The organism is Pseudomonas sp. REB1044 (assembly GCF_038813925.1).
In the GTDB taxonomy this organism is placed as follows: Bacteria; Pseudomonadota; Gammaproteobacteria; order Pseudomonadales; family Pseudomonadaceae; genus Aquipseudomonas; species Aquipseudomonas boreofloridensis.
This window is the reverse complement of the sequence record NZ_CP046139.1, coordinates 4,820,307-4,843,162: the sequence shown is the minus strand read 5'-3', so window position 1 is coordinate 4,843,162 and position 22,856 is coordinate 4,820,307. Positions and strand designations below refer to the sequence as shown.

Below are 22,856 nucleotides of genomic sequence, written 5' to 3'. Positions count from 1 at the left end.
AATCCAGCGCGGCTTTTGTGGGAGCGGCCTTGTGTCGCGATTGGACCGCAAAGCGGTCCCTGTATCAGGTGATTGTTTGGCACGGCTACAAGCTGAAGCGCCCGACCATTCCCCTTAGCTGTTGCCCCAACTGCTCCAGTTCGCCGCTGGAGCTGGCGGTCTGCTCGCTGGCAGTGCTGGTGTGGTCGGACGCCTCGCGTACGCTGATCACGCTGCGGTTGATCTGTTCGGCCACCACGCTCTGCTGTTCGCTGGCGGTGGCGATCTGCTGATTCATGCCCTGGATGTTCGACACCGTGCGGGTGATCTGGCTCAGCGCGTCGCCTGCGCGGCGGCTGAGTTCGACGCTCTGCTCGGTGAGGGTGCGGCTGCTGTCGAGCAACGAGGTCACTTCGTCGGTGCCTTGGTGCAGGCTTTCGATCAGGTGCTCGATTTCCTCGGTGGACTGCTGCGTGCGCTGGGCCAGGCCGCGCACTTCGTCGGCGACCACGGCGAAACCGCGTCCGGCTTCACCGGCGCGCGCCGCTTCGATGGCGGCGTTGAGCGCCAGCAGGTTGGTCTGCTCGGACACGGACTTGATCACATCGAGAATGCTGCCGATGCGCTGGCTTTCCCCGGCCAGGTGCTGCATCGAACTCAGGCAGCGGTCCATCTGCATCGCCAACTGCTCGATGCGGGCGATGGCCTCGCCCACCACCTGGTCGCCCATCTGCGCCTGGTGGTCGGCGTCGGTGGCGGCCAGCGAGGCATGCTCGGCGTTCTGCGCCACCTCCTGCACCGTGGCGCTCATCTGGTTCATCGCCGTGGCCACCTGGTCGGTTTCCTCGCGCTGCTGGGTAATGCGCTCCAGGGTTTCGGCGCTGGCACCGGCCAGTTGCGTAGCCGCCTGTGACAGATGGCCCACGCTCTGGTCGATGCCGCCGATCAACTGGCGCAAGCTCAGGGTCATCTCCTGCATGCTGGTCTGCAACTGGCCCATCTCGTCGCGACGCGCCACGCTGTGCACCTGGCTGAGGTCGCCACGGGCGATGCGCGCGGCCTGGGCCAGGGTCTGGCGCAGGGGCAGGGTGATCTGCCGGGTGATCAGCCAGGCCGCCAGCACGCCCACCAACAACGCCAGCAACGCGACGCTGGTGAGCAGCGAGTGGGCGGCCAGGGCCTCGCGGTCACGCTGCTCGACCTTGTGCTCGGCCAGGGTCACGCTGGTCGCGCGCAGTTGGTTGCCGATGCTCTCCATGCTGTTCTGCAGACGTTCGGCACGGATCGCCACCTGGCGGTACTGCTCCAGGCTGGCCCGGTACTGAGCCAGGGCCAGCTTGGGGCGCCCCATCAGATCGGCCGGCAGGCCCAAGGGCGCCAATGCCGTGAGCATCTGTTCCAAGCTGACTTGCGCGGCGTCCAGCGCCTGGTCGCCGACCTTGGCGAAGTCTTCCACCGGCGAAAAGGTATAGGCCGGGACCAGGCTCTGCTGCTCGGCGCTGTCGACCTGGCGGGTGAGCGTATCCATGACCCCGAGCAGCCCGTTCTGCTGACCGTCGGCCGGCAGCTTGAGCAGGGCCTGGGTCTGCACCTCGTCAATGGCTTCAGCCAGGGTGCGCACCCGGGCCTGCATGGTGCTGCGCAACTCGGCGCGGTTGAGCACCACCCCCAGCAGCTCGCTGAAGTTCTGCCGCAGGCGCTGCAACTGTTGCAGGCTTTCGGTGAGCAATTGGCGTGAGTCTTCGACGCTGCTGCGCTGCTGGAGCAGGGTGAGCATGCCCTGCAACTGTTCGAGGATCTGCTCGATGCGGGCCTTGCTGGCGTCATCGGACAGCACGCGGAAGGTGATGCGCTCAGCGCGCAGGTCCTTGGTCAGGTCGTTGATGCGCACGATCTCGCTGAGCTGCTGCGAGCGGTTGATGGCGCCGTCCAAGGCCCGCCAACCGGTGACCGTGGTGGCGAGTGTGAGTAGCAGGACCACGGCGAAACCGAGGGTGAGCTTGAGCCGGACACTGAGGTTGTCCAGGCGGCGAGTGAAGGGTCCGAACATGGCGAGTCTCCGTCCAATTGAGAGAAAGGCCATGCTGGTAAGTTGCCAGTATGGCTCTTCTGCTCATCGGCACGGACCTCGTGGGACTCGACCTGTAAATGCTGTGGGAAACGTCCTCTACATGGGAGTGAAGATTCCTTGGGTGCGGCGCTTCACAAGCGGAAGCGCGCGACCAGGCTCTGCAAATGGGTGCCCAGGCGTGCCAACTCGACGCTGGAACTGGCGGTTTCTTCGCTGGCCGCCGAGGTCTGGTCGGAAATGTCGCGCACGTTCATCACGCTGCGGTTGATCTCTTCGGCCACCGCGCTCTGCTGCTCGGCGGCCGTGGCGATCTGCTGGTTCATCGACTGGATCGACGACACGGTGCGGGTGATGGTCGCCAGTGAACTGCCCGCGCGACGGGTCAGTTCGACGCTGCTGTCGGTGAGTGCACGGCTGCCGTCCATGACGCTGGACGCCCGCTGGGTGCCGCTCTGCAGCCTGGCGATCAACTCTTCGATTTCTTCGGTGGACTGCTGGGTGCGCTGGGCCAGACTGCGGACCTCGTCGGCGACCACGGCGAACCCGCGACCGGCTTCCCCGGCGCGGGCCGCTTCGATGGCGGCGTTGAGCGCCAGCAAGTTGGTCTGCTGGGCCACGGCCTTGATCACGTCCAGCACGCTGCCGATCTTGTCGCTTTCGCCGCGCAACTGGGTCATGGCCTCGCTGGAGTGCCCCACCTCGGCGGCCAGGCGCTCGATCTGGGCGATGGCTTCGGCGACCACCCGATCGCCCTCGCGGGCCTGCTGGTCAGCCATCAGCGCCGCTTCCGAGGCCTGCTCGGCATTGCGCGCCACGTCCTGCACGGTGGCGGTCATCTCGTTCATGGCGGTGGCCACCTGGTCGGTCTCCACCTTCTGATTGTTGACTCCCGCACTGGTCTGCTCGGTGACCGCCGAGAGCTCCTCGGCGGCGCTAGCGATCTGCGTAACACCGTCACCTATACCGCCGATCAGCTCGCGCAGACTCTGGGTCATGCGCTGCATGCTGGCCTGTAACTGTCCGAGTTCGTCGCGGCGCTGCGTCGGTGCATCCAGGCTGAGGTCGCCACTGGCCACGCGTTGCGCCGTCGAGAGGGTCTGGCGCAACGGCGCGACGATCTGCCGGGTGATGGCCAGCGCAGCGAGCATGCCCAACAGCAGCGCCAAGGCAGTGGCACCGCCGAGCAAGGTCTTGGCCTGGCGGGCGCCGCTGTCGCGTACCTGGGTTTGCGAGGCGGTCATCTGCTGACCCAGGTCGTTGATCAGCCGGTCCTGGCTGACCATGCGCTGCAAGGCCTGATTGGCGGCGTCCTGTGCCACCCCGACCTGCTCGACGGCATCGCGGTAGGCGGCCATGGCCGTCGCCGCATCGTCGAGGCTGCTGGCGTATTCAGCCGGAACCTGGGTGGGCAGGGCCTTGAGCACCGTCACCGACTGGTCGATGGCCTGCAGGGCGGTTTGCTGGAATTCTGCCTTGCCGCTGTAGGTGTAGCCGCGCACCTGGAAGCGCGCCTGCTGCAGCAGCGTGCTGGCCTGCACGATGGACTGGTACTGATTGATATCGCCGCGTTGCAGCAGACGCTGCTGGACCTGGGCAATGAGTGCGGCGGCTTTGTCGGCGCTGTCGCCGAGCATCCCGCGGGCAGCCTGGCGGCGCTGTTCGGCCTGGGTCAGGTCGGCCAGGGCCTGGCGGTACGTTTCCAGCGCCTTGCGCTGCTGCTCCAGGCGCTGGCGATCCTCGGGAATCGTGATCTTCCCTACCATTTTTTCCACTTGAGCGTTGAGCTGATCGATCGCCTGCTGCAGCGTGCCCGCGGACGACTCGTCGCGCTCACGCTCGAAGCGCTGGCGGGCGATGCGCATTTCCTGTGCATTGGCCAGGATGACCGAGATGTTGCCGAGCTTGTCGCCGCGGCTGGTGATGCTGTCCATGCCTCGCCAGCCGGTGGCAGCGATGGCCAGTGTCAGCAGCAGCACCAGACCGAAACCGACCGCAAGCTTGCGGCTGACACTGATGTTTCCCAGTGATTGGGCAACTTTTGCGAACATGACGTCCTCCCCTGGACACGCGGCGATGCCTGGATTTTTTATGGGTATTGTCTAGCCCATCGGCCAGAGGGGGAGAAACTTGACTCTTTATTTCTGATCGATCGGTCAGAAAATTCGCGACAGTAGCGCGGTAACGGCGGTTTCCACGCGCAGGATGCGCTCGCCGAGTTGCACCGGTGCCAGTCCGGCCTTGGCCAGCAGGTCCACCTCGTAGGGAATCCAACCACCTTCCGGGCCGATGGCCAGCGTCACCGGCCGGTCCACCGCCCGCGGGCAGGCTGGGTACGGTCCCGGATGCCCCACCAAGCCCAGGGTATCGGCGGCGATGGCCGGCAGGCGGTCTTCGACGAAGGGCTTGAAGCGCTTTTCGATGATCACCTCCGGCAGCACCGTGTCGCGTGCCTGTTCCAGACCCAGGATCAGGTTCTCGCGGATGCTATCGGGGTGTAGGAAGGGGGTCTGCCAGAAGCTTTTCTCGACTTTGTAGCTGTTGACCAGGATCAGCCGAGGCACGCCGAGGGTGGCGATGGTCTGGAACAGCCGCCGCAGCATTTTCGGCCGGGGCACCGCCAGCACCAGGGTCAACGGCAGTTTGGCCGGTGGCGGCTGATCGAAGCTGACGCGCAACTCGGCCTGGTGAGCGGCCAGGCTGAGCACTTCGGCCTGGCCCATGAGACCGCCGATGCGACCGACGCGCAGGCGGTCACCCACCGCGACGCGGTGGATGTTCTGCATGTGGGTGAAGCGCCGGTCGGCCAGCACCACACGGTCGGCCGCGACGAAGTCGGCCTCCTCGAGCAGCAGCAGGTTCACGGCTGGGTCGCAGGTGGCTGGTCGTCGGAATCGTTTGCCGCCTCGTCCGCCTCTTGGCCGCGCTTGCGGATCAGGCCGCCGCACAGCACGCCGATCTCGAACAGCAGCCACATGGGCACGGCCAGCAAGGTCTGGGAGAAGATGTCCGGCGGGGTGAGGATCATGCCGACCACGAAGCAGCCGATGATCACGTAGGGGCGGATTTTCTTCAGGTACTTCACGTCGACCACGCCGATCCACACCAGCAGCACCACCGCCACCGGGATTTCGAAGGCCACGCCGAAGGCGAAGAACAGGGTCATGACGAAATCGAGGTAGCTGGCAATGTCGGTCATCATCGACACGCCTTCGGGGGTGGCGCTGGCGAAGAAGCCGAAGATCAGCGGGAACACCAGGAAGTAGGCGAAGGCCATGCCGGCGTAGAACAGGATGATGCTGGAGATCAGCAGCGGGATGGCGATGCGCTTTTCATGGCGATATAGCCCAGGCGCGATGAAACCCCAGATCTGCTGAAGGATGAACGGAATGGCCAGGAACAGCGAGACGATCATGGTCAGCTTGAACGGCGTGAGGAACGGCGAGGCCACGTCGGTGGCGATCATCGTCGCGTTGGCCGGCAAATGTTCGCGCAGTGGCGCCGAGACCAGGGTGTAGATCTGCTGGGCGAAGGAGAACAGCCCGGCGAAGATCAGGAAGATGACCGCGACGCAGCGCAGCAGGCGCGTGCGCAGTTCGGTCAGGTGCGAAACCAGCGGCATCGGCTGGTCGTGATCCGGGATCTGGCTCATGGGGCTTTGGGGGCTGCGGCGGCTCAGGGTGGGTGGGCACCGCTGGCGCGGCGGGGGCATCGGTCGGGACGACCGGTGGGGTGCCGATCGACGGCGTGTCCACGGTGGGCACCGCCGGTGCCTTGTACGGGTCGAGAATGCGCTTGGCTTCTTCTTCCATGCGCAGGATGTGCTCGTTGTGCAACTGACGGCGGATGTCGTCGGCACCGATCTCGCGCTCGACCTCCATCTTGATGCTGTTGAAGCTGCGCTTGAGCCGCCCGATCCACAGGCCTGCGGTGCGCGCGGCACCCGGCAGGCGCTCGGGGCCGAGTACCAGCAGGGCGACCAGGCCGACGAGCAACAGCTCGCTGAAGCTGATACCGAACATGGGTCAGTCTTTGCGCTGCGGCTCTTGGACCGGCTGAGCCTGGCCCTCGAGGGTGTGTGGCGTGGTCAGCGGCGCGGTGCTGTGCGGCTGCTGGGTAGGCTGTACAGTCGGTTGCACGGGCTGAACGGGTGGAGGTGTCGGCTCGGCCGGCTTGTGCTCCTCCTCGTTCATGGCCTTGCGAAAGCCCTTGATCGATTCGCCCAGGTCGCTGCCGAAGTTCTTCAGCTTCTTGGTGCCGAACACCAGCACCACCACGACCAGCAGGACGATCCAGTGTTTCCAGTCAAAAATACCCATGTTCGTACTCCTGAAAATGTGTGTCGGCCAAGCGACGCTGCGGGGCGGTGAACGTCAGGCCGACGGTTGTCGCGCGGCTTTCTCGTCGTGCCCGGACAGCCCGAAGCGGCGGTCCAGTTCGTCCAGCACCGCCTGCGGATGCTGGCCCAGTGCGCTGAGCATCACCAGGCTATGGAACCACAGGTCTGCGGTCTCGTAGATGACATCGCTGCAATCGTTGCTCACGGCAGCGTCCTTGGCGGCGATGATGGTCTCGATCGATTCCTCGCCGAGCTTCTCCAGAATCTTGTTCAAGCCCTTGTGGTACAGGCTGGCCACGTAGGAGCTGTCGGGTGCCGCCTGCTTGCGCTGTTCCAGCACCTCGGCGAGGCGGTCAAGGGTGTCGCTCATGTTCAGTGCCCTGCGTGGTAGATGGCGTCCGGGTCTTTGAGCACCGGATCGACGGTTTTCCATTGGCCGTTTTCGAAGACGCGATAGAAGCAGCTTTCACGGCCGGTATGGCAGGCGATGTGGCCCAGTTGCTCGACCATCAGGATGACCACGTCGGCATCGCAGTCCAGGCGCAGCTCATGCAGCGTCTGCACATGGCCGGACTCTTCGCCCTTGCGCCACAGCTTGCCACGCGAGCGCGACCAGTAGATGGCGCGATGCTCGGCGACGGTGAGGGCGAGCGATTCACGGTTCATCCAGGCCATCATCAGTACGCGCCCGGTCTTGTGGTCCTGGGCGATCGCCGGTACCAGGCCATCGCTGTTCCACTTGATCTCGTCCAGCCAGTCTTTCATCGTCGACTCCAACTCAGGCCCGCTCCCGTACCGGGCCGATTGCCGCTAGTGTGCCAGCCAGCCGCGCCGCTGGCTATCGGCGCACGATCAGGTACAGCCCGGCGGCGAGCATCAGCCAGGCCGGCCATGCGGCGGGTGCGCTGAGGCTGGCAGCGCCAGCGGCGAGGGTCGCGCCGCCGGTCAGCAGACCGGCACCGAGCAGGCGCAGCGCCCAGCGGTCAGCGGGCGCTTGGCGCTCGGGCAGGTGCGCATTGTGCAGGTGCGGCTGCGACAGGCGTTCGAGCACATCGCGGGTCATGTCGGCCAGGTGCGGCAGTTGCTCGGCCTGGCTGTAGAGGTTGCCCAGCACCGCCTTGGGGCTCATGCGCTCGCGCATCCAGCGTTCCAGGTACGGTTTGGCAGTGCTCCACAGGTCCAGCTCCGGGTACAGCTGGCGGCCCAGGCCTTCGATGTTGAGCAGGGTTTTTTGCAGCAACACCAGTTGCGGCTGCACTTCCATGTTGAAGCGCCGTGCGGTCTGGAACAGGCGCATCAGCACCTGGCCGAAGGAAATATCCTTTAACGGTTTTTCGAAGATCGGCTCGCACACGGTGCGAATCGCCGCCTCGAACTCGTTGACCTTGGTCGTGGCCGGCACCCAGCCCGAGTCGATGTGCAACTGTGCCACGCGGCGGTAATCGCGCTTGAAGAAGGCGATCAGGTTGCGCGCCAGGTAGTCCTGGTCCTCATCGGTGAGGCTGCCGACGATGCCGCAGTCGATGGCGATGTACTGCGGGCTCCACGGCTTGACCGTGCTGACGAAGATGTTGCCCGGGTGCATGTCGGCGTGGAAGAAGCTGTCGCGAAACACCTGGGTGAAGAACACTTCGACACCGCGCTCGGCCAGCGCCTTCATGTCGGTGCGCTGGTCGGCGAGGGTGGCCATGTCGGTCACCGGCACGCCGTAGATGCGCTCCATCACCAGCACTTTCGGGCGGCAGAAGTCCCAGTAGACCTGCGGCACGTACATCAGCTCGGAGCCTTCGAAGTTGCGCCGCAGTTGGCTGGCGTTGGCCGCCTCGCGCAGCAGGTCGAGCTCGTCGTAGATGGTCTTCTCGTAATCGCCGACCACCTCCACCGGGTGCAGGCGGCGCGCGTCGGCCGAGAGCCGTTCGGCGCCCTTGGCGATCAGGAACAGCCACGCCAGGTCCTGGGCGATGATCGGCTTCAGGCCGGGGCGCACCACCTTGACCACCACTTCCTCGCCGCTCTTGAGGCGTGCGGCATGCACCTGGGCCACCGAGGCGGACGCCAGCGGCTCGACGTCGAAGCGGCTGAACACTTCACCGACCTTGGCCCCCAGTTGCGCTTCGATCAGCGCCACGGCCTGCTGAGGGTCGAACGGCGGTACGCGGTCCTGCAGCAGCATCAGCTCATCGGCGACGTCGGCCGGCAGCAGATCGCGGCGGGTGGACAGCAGTTGGCCGAACTTGATGAAGATCGGGCCGAGATCCTGCAAGGCCAGGCGCACCCGCGCGCCACGGCTGAGCGCGCTGCGCTTGCGCGGCAGCCAACGCCAGGGCAGCAGCAGGCGCAGGCTCAGCAGCCACCAGGGCAGGGGCAGGTCGAACAGCAGGTCATCGAGGCGGTAGCGGATCACGACGCGCTGGATGCGCAACAGACGGCGGACGGCGAGCAGCTTCATGCGTTATCGCTGGAATCAGGGGGGAGGGAAAGGCGGCGGATACGCGCCTCGAGACGTTCGATGTCGACTTTCAGCGCGTCGAGCTCGCTGAACGCGGCCTCGGCTTCGCGCTGGCCGACCAGGGTGCGCGATTCCTCGGCCAGGTATTCGGACAGGTTCTGGCCGAAGCGCGCCAAACCCTGGCGCGTCCACTGCGCGCGCTGGCGCACATGACCTGCGAGCAGCGCGGTGGGCACAGGGCCCAGCCAGCGCGCCAGCTCGTATTCCCAGTCCAGTTCCAGGTCCTGGAGCACACCGACCAGGTCCAGCAGCACGGCGCTGTCGCCATGCAGTTGCACCTGCGGGCTGTGCAGCACGGCGGTCTTGTCCTTGGCCAGCGCCAACTGGGCGAGGCTGGCGGCGGGGGCGCGCAAGGTGCAGTGCACGTCGCCTTCCCAATGCGCGGCCAGCATCAGGCCTTGCTCGTCAGGCAGGATGAACAGTTGCAGGGCCGGCTGGCGACAGTCGATGGCGATCACCTTGCCTTCGAGCGCGCTCAGGCGCGGCAGCGCCGTGCTGTCCAGGCGCAGCACGCGGTTGAGCCCGTGCTCGACGCTGGCGAGCAGGCCGGCCATGAGCATCAGGGCTTGATCCCGCGGTGCACGGCGACGATGCCGCTGGTCATGTTGTGGTAGGTGACGCGGTCGAAGCCGGCGGCGACCATCATGCTCTTGAGGGTTTCCTGGTCGGGGTGCATGCGGATCGATTCGGCCAGGTAGCGGTAGCTTTCCGAGTCGTTGGTGATCAGCTTGCCGGCCAGCGGCATGAAGGCGAACGAATAGGCGTCGTAGGCCTTGGACATGAGTTTGTTGGTGGGCTTGGAGAACTCCAGCACCAGCAGGCGACCGCCCGGCTTGAGCACGCGCAGCATCGAGCGGATGGCGTCGTCCTTGTGGGTGACGTTGCGCAGGCCGAAGGCGATGGTCACGCAGTCGAAGTGGTTGTCGGGGAAGGGCAGCTTCTCGGCGTCGGCCTGGACGAACTCGATGTTGCCGGCCACGCCACGGTCGAGCAGGCGGTCGCGACCGACCTTGAGCATCGATTCGTTGATGTCGGCCAGCACCACCTGGCCGGTGGGGCCGACCAGGCGCGAGAACTTGGCGGCCAGGTCGCCCGTGCCGCCGGCGATGTCGAGCACGCGATTGCCGGGGCGTACGCCGGACAGCTCGATGGTGAAGCGCTTCCACAGGCGGTGCATGCCGCCGGAGAGCACGTCGTTCATCAGGTCGTATTTGGCGGCCACGGAGTGGAAGACCTCGGCGACCTTCTTGGCTTTCTGGCTTTCAGGCACGTCCTGGTAGCCGAAATGAGTGGTGGGTTCGGCGGAGTCGCCTTTGCGCTGGTCGTTCATATCGCTTCACCGGGAAAAAGTACCGCCATTCTAGGGTGAACGGGCGGATTTGTCTTGGCGGGGTGTACCCTCTGGCGGGCGCGGGCATAATGCCGATTATGTCTTCATTGCCTGGATACCCCGCATGACTCAGATCAGCGTCGAACGCAAACATTCCCTCGGCCGCGAAGCCGCCCGCGCCAAGGCCGAGGCCCTGGTCGAGCGACTGTCGCGCGAGTACGACCTGAAAGCCACCTGGGACGGCGACCGCGTCGATGTGGCGCGCAGCGGCGCCAAGGGCAGCGTGCACATCGGCGAGGACAGCATCCGCGTCGATCTGAAGCTGGGCATGATGCTGTCGATGATGAGCGGGACCATCAAGGGCGAGATCGAGCGGGCATTGGACAAGAGCCTGGTGTGAGCCTCGGTCCCCGGTCCGTAGCGTTGCGTATCGCTACGGACCGGGGGTATGTGCCACTGACTCCTCAACCGTCAGGCATGTTCGTCATGATGGTGCCTGGCAGCGATACCCAGGCCCAGTAACGCTTCCATGCCCATGGTCATTCCTACCAGGCGGAACGGCGCTGTGGAGGTCAGCCGAGCGACCAGTTCCAATACCACCGTACTGCCGACTGTCTGCACCCCGCTAACCATGCTCGATGCGGTGCCGAATCCGTATATGGAGCCATTGATGAACTCAGCCTGCATCGCACGTTCTCCAGGGCCCAGGACCTGATTCAACCGCACCAGTGGGATGTCCGTCGTGGCTTCCCGCACGGCATATCTGCTCATCCTCCCTATTCGCGGTGCTGCGCTGCGCACGCCACGCATCGCGGTTTGTGCGGCACCTTTGACAAAGCCTGCACCGAGCGTCAGCACGCTGCCCGCGATGCCTAGCCCGAACGCCACCCAGTCAAGCGTCTTAGCAGTGCCTGCGTCGTTATCTCTCACCACTTCGGCGGCTATGGCCACTGCACCAGAGGCGACCAGCAATGCGCCGCCTGCAACCATCATTCCCGCTGCCAGCGACATGCCTCCGGCCGCGATTGCGGCAAAACCAGCCCCCATGGTGAGAACGCCAAGGACAATTGCAAACACCACGGCAAATGCAATCGCTATCCATCCCCATGTGGAGATATGGCCATCCGGGTCGGGGCAGTTGATCGGATCCAGATACGCATAGGCGTTGTACCCTCCAGAGTCGAAAGGACTCCAACTATCGGGTGTAGTGAAGCGCATCAAGGTAGGGCTGTACTGGCGCTCACCCAAGTGATAAACCCCGCTGACCTCATCGTACAGTTCACCGTTCCACCCCGTGCTCATGGGAGCATCGGAGATACCGAAGGGGGAACACTTGATGATGATGGGGTCTGCACTGCCATCGAGCGTAATCAGTGGCGTACCCAGACGATCAGGACCGATGAGGAGAGGTTTTTCCGAATCGGGATGCGTAATACCGCACACATGATTGGCAAGCCTGCTGAGTCTCATTATTTTTTTGCCTTGGCGTTCGCTGACCCTTCTCGGTACCGATAAGCTCGGATCGTAATACCATTCCTTGCGTTGAGTAAGTTTGCGCCGTGAGCGCAACCGACCCTGAGGGTCGTAGTGATAGAGGTACGTATCTTTACCGTCTTTCACACTGGCCAGTCGATTCAACGCATCGTAGGTCAGGGATTGGCCTTTTTCATTCTTTGTCATGCACCCATTGGCGTCGTATTCCAGGGATACAGCGGCTGGATAATCGGCGTGTGTGTGCGTCACTTTGGTCAGTTGGCAAGGCACTTCAGGATTGTCATAATGGAAGGTGGCGGTGTCGGACTCTGTTCCAAAGTAGCTGGTGCAGAAGAGGAGGTTCCCCAGAGGATCATGGAAGAGCTCAAGCTTGGTGATCGACTTACCGTATGCATCGCGTGTCAGTTCGGTTCCGGTGCATGTGTATTCGCTCAGCATATTGCGCACGTCGTAAGTGAAACTTTCTTTGCGCAGGACGTCGCCACCTGACATGAGCGTACGCTCGGCCAGTTGATGATTTTTATGGTACGACTGAAGGACCTGCACGGCCTTTTTTTTGCCGGTGGGCGTGATCAGACGCTCGATTTCTTCGCCAAGTGCATTGTATGAGTATTCGATGGTCAGTTTTGTCGCATCTTTCTTACTTTCGATGGTCTGCAATTTTATTCGATTGAAGCTCCCATAAACAGCGGTTGATTTAATGTCTTGATCATCGATCTCGATTACATTGCCTCGGGCATCGAACTTGCGCGTCTGCTTGACTCCGGCAATATCTGTGAAGTGAGTCGGTTTACCATTTGGGCTGTAGTTCCAGGATTGCGAAGTTTGCGTCTTGTCATCCCATTTTACGGTTTCTTTGTTCAGATGATTTAACGCGCCGTATCCAAGATCGACCGCGAGTCCGCTCTGATCTTGAAAGCTATGCAGCAGGCCTGTGCTTTTCATGTAATCGAACTGGTGGTGCAGTCCTTCGCCTTTTATGGATTTCACCGCGCTGCCCAGTTCCGGAATACTTTCGTAAGTCAACGTGCCGCGCGCTGAAAGTTCTGTTTCCGGTTCCATTCGATTACCGGTGTACGTAAAGACCGTCGTGCTCGTGCTCTTGCTAGTGGCAAGACGCTCAAGCCCGTCGAAGCGCTGTTCGCCAAGCACGCAGACACAGTTTGAGTCGTCGTACGTCAATGCAATTTGCTCAATCAGCGCTTTACTGGTGTGCGCAGAATAATGCTTGGACAACTGGCTGCCATCGGCATAGGTAGTGGCGACATGGCGTCCGAATACATCATAGGCGAACTCAGTTGTGTGGCCGAGCTCATCGGTGACCGAGGTACGGCGGTCAGCAGTATAGGTCTGGCTGGCGACAGTTGGCTTGCCCATGGTGAGCTGTCTTTTACCGCCTTTGGGAACCGACAGGGTCGAGCGCAGTACCTTGATGACATTGCCACGTTTGTCCAGCACCTGCGTCTCGCATACACCGAAGGGCATGCCGGCTACACAGTCGAAAGGCACAGTCATCTTGTTAATTACGCCAGTGGCTCTGGTGTAGGTGAAATCTATAGGCTCATGCAGCTTCACTTGCGAGAGTGCTTCTTGCGCCCCCTCTGTAACTGCGGAATTGTCAAAGTAGACTTTTACGACCATGCGGTCTGTCTCAATGACGCTTGTGTATATATAAGAAGTCGTGCTCAGACCACCTAGGGAATCTTGTTCTACGTCAAGGCGAGCATATGAAGTTACGTAGCGGCTTAGAGAGGTTCGTTTGGCCAGGGCTGAACCTGAGTAATCGTAATCGATTGCCGTTTTAACGCCATTAGTCCCATACCTTTTTTCCTGTAGACAGTGCCATTCGTTTTTGGCAGCCGAACTGCACTCCCAAACTTCGATTTCCTGGTTGTTCGAGTTGTAAAGAGACAGTGTTTTGGTGCCGCTCGTGTCAGTGTGCAGGATATAGCCAGTAACCTCTTCGTCAGGGGTTTTTCCAGCCATGAATTTGAATGTGCTCGGTAGCTTTAAGCCGTGCTCATGTGTCTCGGTCGTTTCAAATTCGCTTCCGGGGTTATTGACGGTTTTAACTAGGCGGCCTAACGCATCCCATTCATAGCAGGACACATTTCCTGTGACGTCCTGCTCTTGTAAGATCAAACCCGTACGGCTAGAAACGGTATCAGTTGAGAGGGTTGTTAAACCGTCTTGAGTCGTGAGCGTGGCCGATCGCTCGATGCGTCCAGCAGAGTTTTTTGAATAGGCGTATTTGATTTTTTCTCTGAACAGAGGTGCGTAGGATATCGAGTCCTCAGAGGCTGCGTCCTGTGTTTTTCGAGATGGATTGTGAAGGTTGCATAGCTCCAATACCCGTGCTCCGTAATCAAGGTCGGCGATGTCCGGGTCATCAAATTGTCTCGCCGTGTACGTGCTGGTAAAGGATGTGGTTTCTGCGATCTGTAAATAGCTTATATCGTTGCAGTCGGTGTAATAGCTTTCTACGCAGTCTACCGATTGATGTTCAAGTTCGCCAGCGTGGAATCGGCTAATGATCAGCGCTTTGGGTAGCAATGTGGTCTGAGATTTGAAGGGTGATTTATTATTTTTGCATTCGACGTTCTGCATGGAAGGAACATAGTGGTATTGAGTGAATGTTTTTTCATCTGACGTGTCTGGGATGTGAGTTGCGTATAAGACAAATTTGCTTTTCGCGTCATTAGTGGCGTAGATAAATTGCTTCTTTTCTTGGTTTTCTTCGGACTCAGTGAGTCGGGCGTATTCGTCATATTTCCACTTCCTTTGATTTAACTCAGTGGTCCCGTACAGCGTTATTTCACTGGTAATGGAGAAAAACTTATCATAGGTATAGTTTATGGTCTTGGATGCGAGTCTTTGGGGAGGGGTGTATGAATTGAAATATGAGTATACATGCCCAATGTCTCTGATGTGTCGATGGATGTTGTCGTAGATTGCATCTGGCAGTTCGTCGGCGTCACTTGAATAATTTTCAACTAGTTCTTTTACGGTTGAGTCATATTCTTCGTCTTCTAGGAAGAGGTACTCATTTCGTGAAGATAGAGCTCCTGTGTTGCTGAATGTATAAATGGAGCGCTTCCTGAGTTCGTCTTTGTACGAGACTTGCAATGCAGTGGTTAATCGCTGATTGGCATCTCTTGCGCTACGCGCGTAGTGCACTACGCCATCCGCAGTTCTGTGATGGAAAACTCGACCTTTTTCATCGTGGGAAACTAATTCCCAGTGCCCTGAGGGCTTTTGAACAGAGCTTAGGATAATCGATCGATTGAGTGAGTGGATAGCGCGTTCATAAGAAAATTCCCAAACCAAAGGTGGATTTATACTTTGGTTGACTAGTTGAAATAGATAGTCTAGGCGAATTTTTAATGAATAGATTTTTTGCTCGGGCTGTCCAGGCCATAGAGTTATATCTACCTCTTTTTCTCTGTATTCAATCGTCAGTAACTTTTCCTTGGGGGCGCTTTCCGAAGTAATTCCTTTTAATTTTATTTGTTTAGACTTTTTGTCGACTTCCCAGTCGAGTACGATTCCTTTCCCTAGGATGTTGTAACGGTACGTACAAGGGCACAGGTCGGTCTCTCCTAATGAAAGAAATTCGATAATATCTGTATTTCGGTAGGTGACCCGATAACCAAACTTAGCCTCTTCCTGTACAAAAATGTCACCTGTGCTTCCCTGTACATTGAGCTTTTCATCCAGTTGGAAAATCCGGCCGTCCGATAAAGATAAGAGTCGGGTTTTCTTGTTGAAAACGGTTGCAGGCACTCGCCATCCTTTCCCCATCCCCAGATCTTTTTGATTGAGGGGGGAATAGCACAGGCGGATGTCATAACTCGGGTCGACTAATGTTCCCAGTAAGATATTTGCCGAAAAAGTCAGCGTTCTTGGATCCACGCCGCTTTCGATATAGCTTTGAAAATTGACTTTTCCGTTATGCGTGCTGGTGGTCATGGCGGAAGCCTCGGGGTGAGTGTGCTTCGATTTGAAGCGCCATGAGAGATGCGGGCAACTGGCATTTTTGATAGGTATCTCTGACGCTGCGAGGCTGAACAGCGTGAGCACTGCCAGCTATGACATGGTGGGTTTAGGACGCATTTTCTAGTTTTTTTCTCTAGCCTTGGGGCACTGAACTGACGAAGTGCGTAGCACCGCTTTCAATACGCATGTTCACATGCAAGATTTGACCTTGAATCGCGTCGGCTTAGCGTCTACACCTGACGTTGATGCAGTGTCCATCACGCTCGAACAGCTCACCGGGTTGCTCGAGCCTGTCGCGCATACCATGAGGAGAGCAGGATGGCTGGCAAGAAAAACACCGAGAAAGCAGGCAGTTCGTGGATTGGCGGGGTCGAGAAGTACTCGCGCAAGATCTGGCTGGCGGGCCTGGGGATCTACTCGAAGATCGACCAGGACGGCGCCAAGCTGTTCGATTCGCTGGTCAAGGATGGCGAGAAGGCCGAGAAGCAGGCCAAGAAAGAGGCTGGCGCGGCCAAGTCGGCTACGACCTCGCGCGTATCGGACGTCAAGGACCGTGCCTTGGGCAAGTGGAGCGAACTCGAAGAAGCCTTCGACAAGCGCCTCAACGGCGCGATCTCGCGTCTTGGCGTGCCGAGCCGCAATGAGATCAAGGCCCTGCACCAGCAGGTCGAGCACCTCACCCAGCAGATCGAGAAGCTGACGGGCACCTCGACCGCTTCGGCCTCCAAGGCGACGGCCAGCAAGAGCGCGGCCAAGCCGCTGACCAAGGCGGCGGCCAAACCTGCAGCGAAAACCCCAGCGGCCAAGCCGGCGAGCAAAGCGGCTGCGCAGAAACCGGCGGCCAGTAAAGCGGCTGCCAAGCCCGCCGCGAAACCCGCCGCCAAGCCCGCCGCTGCCAGGAAGCCTTCTGCGAAAAAGGCACCGGCCAAATCGACAGCGACCCCAACCGCCGCGTCGGCCTCCAGCAGCGACACGCCCGCCGCGTCCAGCTCCTCGACCCAGGCCTGATCGTCCGCCCAGGCGACCGCGATATCCGCGCGGTCGCCTGGCGCCGGGCTCATCTGGGCAGGTACTTCCCCGCCAAGCGCTGCACCGCGCTCCGTGCCGGCTCCGCCAGGTGCGGCGCCACCAGCATCATTGCCTGGTACACCACCACGGCTTCCTCGCCGGGGTGCCCCAGCACTCGTTGATAATCCAGCGAAAACAGCAACGTCAGGGTGATCTGCTCCACCAGCAGCCCCAGTGCCTGGGTGTCGCTGAGCACCAGCCCCTGGGCCTGGAGGCTGGCCAGCAGCGCCGCCAGCGTGCGCTTGAGTGCGTCGATCAGGCGGCGCATGCCGCGCGCCAGCTTGGGCAAGCGGCCCGCCAGGTTGGACAAGTCCTGGAACAGGAAGCGGTAGCGCGCCATGTGCTCGACGATCAGGTGCAGGAACAGGCCGTAGTCCTCGGCCTGCAGTCGCGCGTCCAGCGGCGGTTCGAGCAGCGGCATCAGCTCGTCTTCGAAGCGCTCCAGCAGGCCCAGCACCAGCGGCTCCTTGCCGTGGAAGTGGTAGTACAGGTTGCCGGGGCTGATGCCCAGCTCGGTGGCGATCTGTAGGGTCGAGACGTTCGGTTCGCCGTGCTGGTTGAACAGGTCCAGGGCGCAGGCGAGGATGCGTTCGCGGGTCTTGGTGGCCATCTAGCGCTTGCCGTTGCCCGGCGCTGCCGGCCGTGGGTGCATGACCGCGCGCTGGCGTTCCTGCTGGAGGAATTTCATGATGATCGGCGCGACCGCTTCGGCCCGGGTGATCAGGAACAGGTGGCCGTCATCGATGACGTGCAATTGGGCGTTGGGAATGCGCCAGGCCAGCAGGCGCATGTTGATCAACGGAATCAGGGGGTCGTCGTCACCGGCCAGCACCAGGGTGGGCTGATGGATCTTGTGCAGCCAGTGGATGCTGGTCCAGCCAAGCCCCGCGAACAGTTGCCAGTAGTAGCCGGTCTTGCCGCCGGAGCGCACCTTCGAGGCATGGTGCAACGCCAGGTCCGGGTCGCGGCGGAAGGCCCCGCCGTAGATCATCGGCGCGATGCGGATCACATGGGAAGGCTGCACGTAGCGCCGGGGGCTGGCCATCATCCACAGTACCTTGGGCTTGCCGGGCACCATGAAGGCGCCGGCGGCGGTGGCGGCCAGCACCAGCTTGCGGCAGCGTTCGGGATAGTCGTGGGCGAACTGCTGGGCCAGCGCACCGCCCCAGGACACCCCGATGACATTGACCTGGCCGTAGTCCAGGTAGTCGAGCATGCGCGCGGTGAGCTTGGCCAGGCCGGGGAAGCGGTAGGGATGGCGTGGCGTCGAGGAGCCACCGACACCGGGTACGTCGAAGGCGATCACTTCCAGGTCCGGGTCCAGCGCCTCGATGAACGGGAACACCAGCTCCAGGTTGGCGCCGATGCCGTTGAAGATCAGCAACGGCGTGAGGTGCGGCTTGCCGGGGCGGACCGCGGTGCGGATCGATTGGTCGTCCAGCTCGACGGTCCTGAACACGTAGGGTTGCGACATGCGCCTGACTCTGAGGTGGATGAAACGCCGCGTCCTGCCAAGGGCGGGAGGGCGGCGGAGCTCAACGCTCGTGAACGTAAGTGCCGGGGGCGGCCTCGCCCGGGCTGTAGGCACGATTGCCCAGGCGTGTAGGCGCTTTCTTGAGATCGCCGGCGCGCTCGCCCAGCCATTTCTGCCAATGCAGCCACCAGGAGTCGGCATGCTTGATGGCGTTTTCCTGCCAGGCCAGCGGGTCGTCGGGACGGTCTTCGCCGGTCTGGAAGCGCGCCTTGGGGTTGCCCGGGGGATTGAGGATGCTCTGGATGTGGCCGCTGTTGGACAGCACGAACTCGATGTGGCCGCCGAACAGGTGCGCCGAGCGGTAGCACGACTGCCACGGGGTGATGTGGTCGGCGGTGCCGGCGACGGCGTAGATGTCGCACTGCACCTGCTTGAGGTCGATGGCGGTGCCACAGACCTCCAGGCCGCCGGGGCGGGTCAGCGGGTTGTTCTTGAACATCTCGATCAGGTCGCCGTGGAAGGCGGCGGGCAGGCGCGTGGTGTCGTTGTTCCAGAACAGGATGTCGAACACCGGTGGCTCGTTGCCCAGCAGGTAATTGTTGACCCAATAGTTCCAGATCAGGTCGTTGGGGCGCATCCAGGCGAAGACCTTGGCCATGTCGCTGCCTTCGAGCACCCCGGCCTGGTAGGAGTGGCGCTTGGCCGCCTCCAGCGTGGTTTCATCGACGAACAGCGCCACCTGGGTATCGACCGTGGTGTCGAGCACGCTCACCAGCAGCGTCAGCCCCTTCACCTTGGTTTCGCCCAGTGCGGCGTAGTGGCCTAACAGCGCGGTGCAAGTGATGCCGCCGGAGCAGGCGCCGAGCATGTTCAAGTCCTTGCTGCCGGTGATCGCCAGCACCGCGTCGACCGCTTCCTTGAGTGCTTCGATGTAGGTGGACAGCCCCCACTCGCGCTGGGCCTTGGTCGGGTTGCGCCAACTGATGATGAAGGTCTGCTGGTTGGAGCGCAGGCAGAAACGCGCCAGGCTCTTCTCCGGGCTGAGGTCGAATACGTAGAACTTGTTGATCTGCGGAGGCACCACGAGGAGCGGGCGGCTGTGCACCTGCTCGGTGATCGGCCGGTACTGGATCAGCTCCAGCACGTCGTTGCGAAACACCACCGCGCCCTCGCTGGTGGCGATGTTGCGCCCCACTTCGAAGGCCGCCATGTTCACCTGGCTGGGCATGCCGCCATTGTTGACCATGTCCTTGGCCAGGTTGGCCATGCCGTCGAGCAGGCTCTTGCCGCCGGTCTCGAAGAAGCGCTTGACGGCCTGCGGGTTGGCCAAGGTGTTGGTGGGCGCCATGGCCTCGGTCATCAGGTTGATGACGAACTGGCCTCGGCTGATGTCCTGGGGCGACAGGTCGCTGTCGGCGATCCAGTCGTTGAGCTCCTTGCGCCAGGCCAGGTAGGTCTGCAGGTAGCGGCGGTACAGTGGGTTCTGGCTCCAGGTCGGGTCGCTGAAGCGGCGGTCGTCGCTGGCCGGTAGCAACTGCGAATTGCCCAGCACCACGTTCTTCAGTTCCAGTGCGAAATGGGCGACGTGCTTGGCGCTGTGCAGCGGTTGGCGCACGGCCTGGCGCAACACGGTGCGCGCCGAGCTGAGCAGGTCCTTGCGGCGGATGCCAATGACCGGATTGAGCCCCAGCGTGCTTTCCGAGGCCTGCTTCTGCAGTTCATCGTTGTTCTTGTTACTCATCTACGACGCTCCGTTGTCTCGAGACGAATACCGACTGCCTGTGGCGGGCTCGCAGGCGACCGCCCGGTACCCCACTCGGGTGACCAGTGATGACGAGCAGGTGCTGAAACTTGCCAGACCCCTTGGTTACCCGAGTTTCATGTAATGCGCAAGACAGGCCAGTCATTGGCTGTCTATAGGGCATTCAAGCAGAGTTCGTTAGAAAGCGCGTTCCAACCATGTCGAGCCTTGACCTAGAGCATCAGCCTGACCGCAGACACGGCCGGATCACGCGATTTCCCTGCCTTGTGCAGTTCGTCGAGGTACTCGGCCCACAACTGCGTCTGGCGCAAGCACAGTTGTTCCAGGTACTCCCAGGTGAACAGGCCGCTGTCGTGGCCGTCATCGAAGGTGAGCTTGAGCGCGTACTGGCCGGCAGGCTCCAGGCCACTGAGCCCGACGTCGATCTTGCCGAACTGCAGGATGGGATTACCGTGCCCCTGCACCTCGGCCGAAGGCGAGTGCACGCGCAGAAACTCGGCAGGCAGGTGATAGACCTCCCCGGGCGCGTACGTAAGCGAAAGGGTTTTCGAGGCTTTGTGCAGGTTGATGGCGGTAGGAAGGCGGGCCATGACACATCTCTTTTTTGAGCTACAAGCTTCAAGCTACAAGAGGTGAGATTCAAGCTGCAAGCTGCAAGCTACAAGAGGTGAGATTCAAGCTATCGCGGATGTATCTGAAGAAAAGCGCTGCTGCAAGCGACACACATGAGCTTGTCGCTTGCAGCTTGTGCTTGAAGCTTAGACCCAGCTTGTCGCTTGCAGCTTGTCGCTTGCAGCTTAGAGGATGTAACGGGAGAGGTCTTCGTTCTGTGCCAGTTCGCCCAGGTGGCCGTTGACGTAGGTGGCGTCGATGTTGACCGGGGTTTCGTCGTGGCCGCTGGCCAGGTCGCCGGCGCTGAACGACAGCTCTTCGAGCAGGCGCTCGAGCAGCGTGTGCAGGCGGCGGGCGCCGATGTTTTCGGTCTTTTCGTTGACCTGGTAGGCGATCTCGGCCAGGCGCTTGATGCCGTCTTCGGCGAAGGCGATGTTCAGGCCTTCGGTCTTGAGCAACTCGCGGTATTGCTCGGTCAGCGATGCATGCGGCTCGGTGAGGATGCGCTCGAAGTCCTGCGGGGTCAGGGCCTTGAGTTCGACGCGGATCGGCAGACGGCCCTGCAGCTCAGGCACCAGGTCGCTCGGCTTGCTCAGGTGGAAGGCGCCGGAGGCGATGAACAGGATGTGGTCGGTCTTGACCATGCCCAGCTTGGTGTTCACGGTGCAGCCCTCGATCAGCGGCAGCAGGTCGCGCTGCACGCCTTCGCGGGACACATCGGCGCCGCCGACGTTGCCGCGCTTGGCCACCTTGTCGATCTCGTCGATGAACACGATGCCATGCTGCTCCACCGCTTCCAGGGCCTTGGCCTTGAGCTCTTCCTCGTTGACCAGGCGGCTGGCTTCCTCGTCACGGACCATCTTCAGCGCCTCCTTGACCTTGAGCTTGCGGCTCTTGCGCTTGCCCTTGCCCATGTTGGCGAACAGGCTCTGCAACTGGTTGGTCATCTCTTCCATGCCGGGCGGCGCGGCGATTTCCACGCCCACTGCGTCGGCGACTTCGATGTCGATTTCCTTGTCGTCCAGCTCGCCCTGGCGCAGGCGCTTGCGGAACAGTTGGCGGGTGTTGGAGTCGCTGCTCGACTGCTGGGCTTCCTCGCTGAAGCTGCTGACCCGAGCCTGCGGCAGCAGGGCGTCGAGGATGCGGTCTTCGGCGGCGTCTTCGGCGCGGTGGCGCACGCGGACGATTTCCTGCTCGCGCAGCATTTTCAGGGCCGCATCGGCCAGGTCGCGGATGATCGACTCGACGTCACGGCCGACATAGCCCACTTCGGTGAACTTGGTCGCTTCGACCTTGATGAACGGCGCGTTGGCCAGCTTGGCCAGGCGCCGGGCGATTTCGGTCTTGCCCACACCCGTGGGGCCGATCATGAGGATGTTCTTGGGCGTGACTTCGGCGCGCAGTTCCAGCGGCAGTTGCATGCGCCGCCAGCGGTTGCGCAGGGCGATGGCCACGGCGCGCTTGGCGTCGTCCTGGCCGATGATGTGACGGTTGAGTTCGTGGACGATCTCGCGGGGGGTCATGGACATGATGAATTGGGGCCTCGGATGGAGTGGATCAGCGTGGGAAAAAGTCCCGCAGCGCGCGGGACACCAGAACAGCTGATCACTCGGCCAGGTCCTGCTCCTCGATGGTCAGGTTGTGGTTGGTGAACACGCAGATGTCGCCGGCGATGTTCAACGCGGTCTCGGCGATTTCGCGGGCCGAGAGGTCGGTTTTGTTCAGCAGGGCACGTGCAGCGGCCTGGGCGTAGGCGCCGCCGGAACCCATGGCGATCAGGCCGTCTTCGGGTTCGACCACGTCGCCGTTACCGGTGATGATCAGCGAGGCGTCCTTGTTGGCCACGGCCAGCATGGCCTCCAGGCGGCTCAAGGTGCGGTCGGTACGCCACTCCTTGGCCAGCTCGACGGCGGCGCGCACCAGATGGCCGGAATGCTTCTGCAGTTGCGACTCGAAGCGCTCGAACAGGGTGAAGGCGTCGGCAGTAGCGCCGGCAAAACCTGCGATGACCTCGCCGTTGTACAGGCGCCGGACTTTCTTGGCGTTGCCTTTCATCACGGTGTTGCCCAGAGATACCTGGCCGTCGCCGCCCATGACGACTTTGCCGTTACGGCGGACTGAAACGATGGTGGTCAAGAGAGAGTCTCCACGCAGCGGGGCGAAAATGCCTGTTGCAGACTCATATGGGGGTGGGGGGAAGAATTTCAACCGGTGCGGATGAATGG

General features: G+C 61.6%; 19 protein-coding genes and 1 pseudogene. 2 read left to right on the top strand and 18 right to left on the bottom strand.

Going from position 1 to position 22,856, the window contains the following annotated elements; all coding sequences use genetic code 11:
- Nucleotides 1–85: 85 nt before the first annotated feature.
- The 11 genes and pseudogenes from GKC70_RS21955 to ubiE form a co-directional block, all read right to left on the bottom strand.
- Nucleotides 86–2,029 (bottom strand): methyl-accepting chemotaxis protein, encoded by a 1,944-nt coding sequence (locus GKC70_RS21955; RefSeq protein WP_342649916.1) that lies wholly within the window; start codon nucleotides 2,027–2,029, stop codon nucleotides 86–88.
- A gap of 152 nt (nucleotides 2,030–2,181) precedes the next feature.
- Nucleotides 2,182–4,098, bottom strand: a complete 1,917-nt coding sequence (locus GKC70_RS21950; protein ID WP_342649915.1) for a methyl-accepting chemotaxis protein — start codon at nucleotides 4,096–4,098, stop codon at nucleotides 2,182–2,184.
- Between the two features lie 105 nt (nucleotides 4,099–4,203).
- A complete protein-coding gene (locus tag GKC70_RS21945; RefSeq protein ID WP_342649914.1) occupies nucleotides 4,204–4,911 on the bottom strand; it encodes a 16S rRNA (uracil(1498)-N(3))-methyltransferase in 708 nt (235 codons plus the stop codon).
- On the bottom strand, nucleotides 4,908–5,699 hold the full coding sequence (gene tatC, locus GKC70_RS21940; RefSeq protein WP_295486600.1) for a twin-arginine translocase subunit TatC: 792 nt from the start codon (nucleotides 5,697–5,699) through the stop codon (nucleotides 4,908–4,910). Before tatC ends, GKC70_RS21945 begins: the two co-directional genes overlap by 4 nt.
- 4 nt (nucleotides 5,700–5,703) lie before the next feature.
- A pseudogene (gene tatB / locus GKC70_RS21935) lies at nucleotides 5,704–6,069 on the bottom strand (Sec-independent protein translocase protein TatB); the annotation flags it as partial.
- Nucleotides 6,070–6,072: 3 nt separating this feature from the next.
- Nucleotides 6,073–6,366 (bottom strand): twin-arginine translocase TatA/TatE family subunit, encoded by a 294-nt coding sequence (locus GKC70_RS21930; RefSeq protein ID WP_029614272.1) that lies wholly within the window; start codon nucleotides 6,364–6,366, stop codon nucleotides 6,073–6,075.
- A gap of 54 nt (nucleotides 6,367–6,420) precedes the next feature.
- The gene (locus tag GKC70_RS21925) at nucleotides 6,421–6,756 is read right to left on the bottom strand and encodes a phosphoribosyl-ATP diphosphatase (RefSeq protein WP_029614271.1); all 336 of its coding nucleotides are present in this window, start codon (nucleotides 6,754–6,756) and stop codon (nucleotides 6,421–6,423) included.
- Nucleotides 6,757–6,758: 2 nt separating this feature from the next.
- Nucleotides 6,759–7,151: a phosphoribosyl-AMP cyclohydrolase gene (gene hisI / locus GKC70_RS21920; protein WP_342649913.1), complete on the bottom strand. Its 393-nt coding sequence runs from the start codon at nucleotides 7,149–7,151 to the stop codon at nucleotides 6,759–6,761.
- Nucleotides 7,152–7,224: 73 nt separating this feature from the next.
- Nucleotides 7,225–8,835: a ubiquinone biosynthesis regulatory protein kinase UbiB gene (gene ubiB / locus GKC70_RS21915; RefSeq protein WP_295486611.1), complete on the bottom strand. Its 1,611-nt coding sequence runs from the start codon at nucleotides 8,833–8,835 to the stop codon at nucleotides 7,225–7,227.
- Nucleotides 8,832–9,455: an SCP2 sterol-binding domain-containing protein gene (locus GKC70_RS21910; protein WP_039582728.1), complete on the bottom strand. Its 624-nt coding sequence runs from the start codon at nucleotides 9,453–9,455 to the stop codon at nucleotides 8,832–8,834. Before GKC70_RS21910 ends, ubiB begins: the two co-directional genes overlap by 4 nt.
- Complete coding sequence (gene ubiE / locus GKC70_RS21905; RefSeq protein WP_039582730.1) at nucleotides 9,455–10,225, bottom strand: bifunctional demethylmenaquinone methyltransferase/2-methoxy-6-polyprenyl-1,4-benzoquinol methylase UbiE; 771 nt, start codon at nucleotides 10,223–10,225, stop codon at nucleotides 9,455–9,457. Before ubiE ends, GKC70_RS21910 begins: the two co-directional genes overlap by 1 nt.
- 124 nt (nucleotides 10,226–10,349) lie before the next feature.
- Between ubiE and GKC70_RS21900 the strand changes: the two genes are divergently transcribed.
- Nucleotides 10,350–10,625, top strand: coding sequence for a polyhydroxyalkanoic acid system family protein (locus tag GKC70_RS21900; protein WP_039582732.1), 276 nt, complete (start codon nucleotides 10,350–10,352; stop codon nucleotides 10,623–10,625).
- 71 nt (nucleotides 10,626–10,696) lie between these two features.
- On the opposite strand, the gene GKC70_RS21895 is transcribed toward GKC70_RS21900, so the two are convergent.
- Nucleotides 10,697–15,688 carry an RHS repeat-associated core domain-containing protein gene (locus GKC70_RS21895; protein ID WP_342649912.1) on the bottom strand — a complete coding sequence of 1,664 codons (4,992 nt, stop codon included), beginning with the start codon at nucleotides 15,686–15,688 and terminating at the stop codon, nucleotides 10,697–10,699.
- Between the two features lie 345 nt (nucleotides 15,689–16,033).
- Here GKC70_RS21895 and GKC70_RS21890 point away from each other — a divergent pair, with 345 nt between their 5' ends.
- Nucleotides 16,034–16,723 (top strand): phasin family protein, encoded by a 690-nt coding sequence (locus GKC70_RS21890; RefSeq protein ID WP_342649911.1) that lies wholly within the window; start codon nucleotides 16,034–16,036, stop codon nucleotides 16,721–16,723.
- A 49-nt stretch (nucleotides 16,724–16,772) separates the two neighbouring features.
- Here GKC70_RS21890 and GKC70_RS21885 read toward each other — a convergent pair whose 3' ends face one another.
- The 6 genes from GKC70_RS21885 to hslV all read right to left on the bottom strand — a co-directional run bounded on the left by GKC70_RS21885 (nucleotide 16,773) and on the right by hslV (nucleotide 22,767).
- Entirely contained in the window at nucleotides 16,773–17,393 is a 621-nt protein-coding gene (locus GKC70_RS21885) for a TetR/AcrR family transcriptional regulator (protein WP_342649910.1), read from the bottom strand.
- Complete coding sequence (gene phaZ / locus GKC70_RS21880) at nucleotides 17,394–18,257, bottom strand: poly(3-hydroxyalkanoate) depolymerase (RefSeq protein WP_029614267.1); 864 nt, start codon at nucleotides 18,255–18,257, stop codon at nucleotides 17,394–17,396. It abuts the gene before it with no gap.
- Between the two features lie 61 nt (nucleotides 18,258–18,318).
- Nucleotides 18,319–19,998 (bottom strand): class II poly(R)-hydroxyalkanoic acid synthase, encoded by a 1,680-nt coding sequence (gene phaC, locus GKC70_RS21875; protein ID WP_039582735.1) that lies wholly within the window; start codon nucleotides 19,996–19,998, stop codon nucleotides 18,319–18,321.
- Nucleotides 19,999–20,231: 233 nt separating this feature from the next.
- Entirely contained in the window at nucleotides 20,232–20,609 is a 378-nt protein-coding gene (locus GKC70_RS21870) for a DUF971 domain-containing protein (protein WP_342649909.1), read from the bottom strand.
- A 207-nt stretch (nucleotides 20,610–20,816) separates the two neighbouring features.
- Nucleotides 20,817–22,160, bottom strand: a complete 1,344-nt coding sequence (gene hslU / locus GKC70_RS21865) for an ATP-dependent protease ATPase subunit HslU (protein WP_039582738.1) — start codon at nucleotides 22,158–22,160, stop codon at nucleotides 20,817–20,819.
- A 76-nt stretch (nucleotides 22,161–22,236) separates the two neighbouring features.
- Nucleotides 22,237–22,767, bottom strand: a complete 531-nt coding sequence (gene hslV, locus GKC70_RS21860) for an ATP-dependent protease subunit HslV (protein ID WP_039582739.1) — start codon at nucleotides 22,765–22,767, stop codon at nucleotides 22,237–22,239.
- Nucleotides 22,768–22,856 lie beyond the last annotated feature (89 nt).

Coding starts and splice junctions, on each gene's coding strand:
- hisI (WP_342649913.1), bottom strand. CDS start 7,151: ATGAAAGACTGGCTGGACGAGATCAAGTGGAACAGCGATGGCCTGGTA.
- ubiE (WP_039582730.1), bottom strand. CDS start 10,225: ATGAACGACCAGCGCAAAGGCGACTCCGCCGAACCCACCACTCATTTC.
- ubiB (WP_295486611.1), bottom strand. CDS start 8,835: ATGAAGCTGCTCGCCGTCCGCCGTCTGTTGCGCATCCAGCGCGTCGTG.
- GKC70_RS21900 (WP_039582732.1), top strand. CDS start 10,350: ATGACTCAGATCAGCGTCGAACGCAAACATTCCCTCGGCCGCGAAGCC.
- GKC70_RS21925 (WP_029614271.1), bottom strand. CDS start 6,756: ATGAGCGACACCCTTGACCGCCTCGCCGAGGTGCTGGAACAGCGCAAG.
- GKC70_RS21910 (WP_039582728.1), bottom strand. CDS start 9,455: ATGCTCATGGCCGGCCTGCTCGCCAGCGTCGAGCACGGGCTCAACCGC.
- GKC70_RS21930 (WP_029614272.1), bottom strand. CDS start 6,366: ATGGGTATTTTTGACTGGAAACACTGGATCGTCCTGCTGGTCGTGGTG.
- tatC (WP_295486600.1), bottom strand. CDS start 5,699: ATGAGCCAGATCCCGGATCACGACCAGCCGATGCCGCTGGTTTCGCAC.
- GKC70_RS21895 (WP_342649912.1), bottom strand. CDS start 15,688: ATGACCACCAGCACGCATAACGGAAAAGTCAATTTTCAAAGCTATATC.
- phaZ (WP_029614267.1), bottom strand. CDS start 18,257: ATGTCGCAACCCTACGTGTTCAGGACCGTCGAGCTGGACGACCAATCG.
- GKC70_RS21955 (WP_342649916.1), bottom strand. CDS start 2,029: ATGTTCGGACCCTTCACTCGCCGCCTGGACAACCTCAGTGTCCGGCTC.
- GKC70_RS21885 (WP_342649910.1), bottom strand. CDS start 17,393: ATGGCCACCAAGACCCGCGAACGCATCCTCGCCTGCGCCCTGGACCTG.
- GKC70_RS21870 (WP_342649909.1), bottom strand. CDS start 20,609: ATGGCCCGCCTTCCTACCGCCATCAACCTGCACAAAGCCTCGAAAACC.
- GKC70_RS21890 (WP_342649911.1), top strand. CDS start 16,034: ATGGCTGGCAAGAAAAACACCGAGAAAGCAGGCAGTTCGTGGATTGGC.
- GKC70_RS21950 (WP_342649915.1), bottom strand. CDS start 4,098: ATGTTCGCAAAAGTTGCCCAATCACTGGGAAACATCAGTGTCAGCCGC.
- hslU (WP_039582738.1), bottom strand. CDS start 22,160: ATGTCCATGACCCCCCGCGAGATCGTCCACGAACTCAACCGTCACATC.
- phaC (WP_039582735.1), bottom strand. CDS start 19,998: ATGAGTAACAAGAACAACGATGAACTGCAGAAGCAGGCCTCGGAAAGC.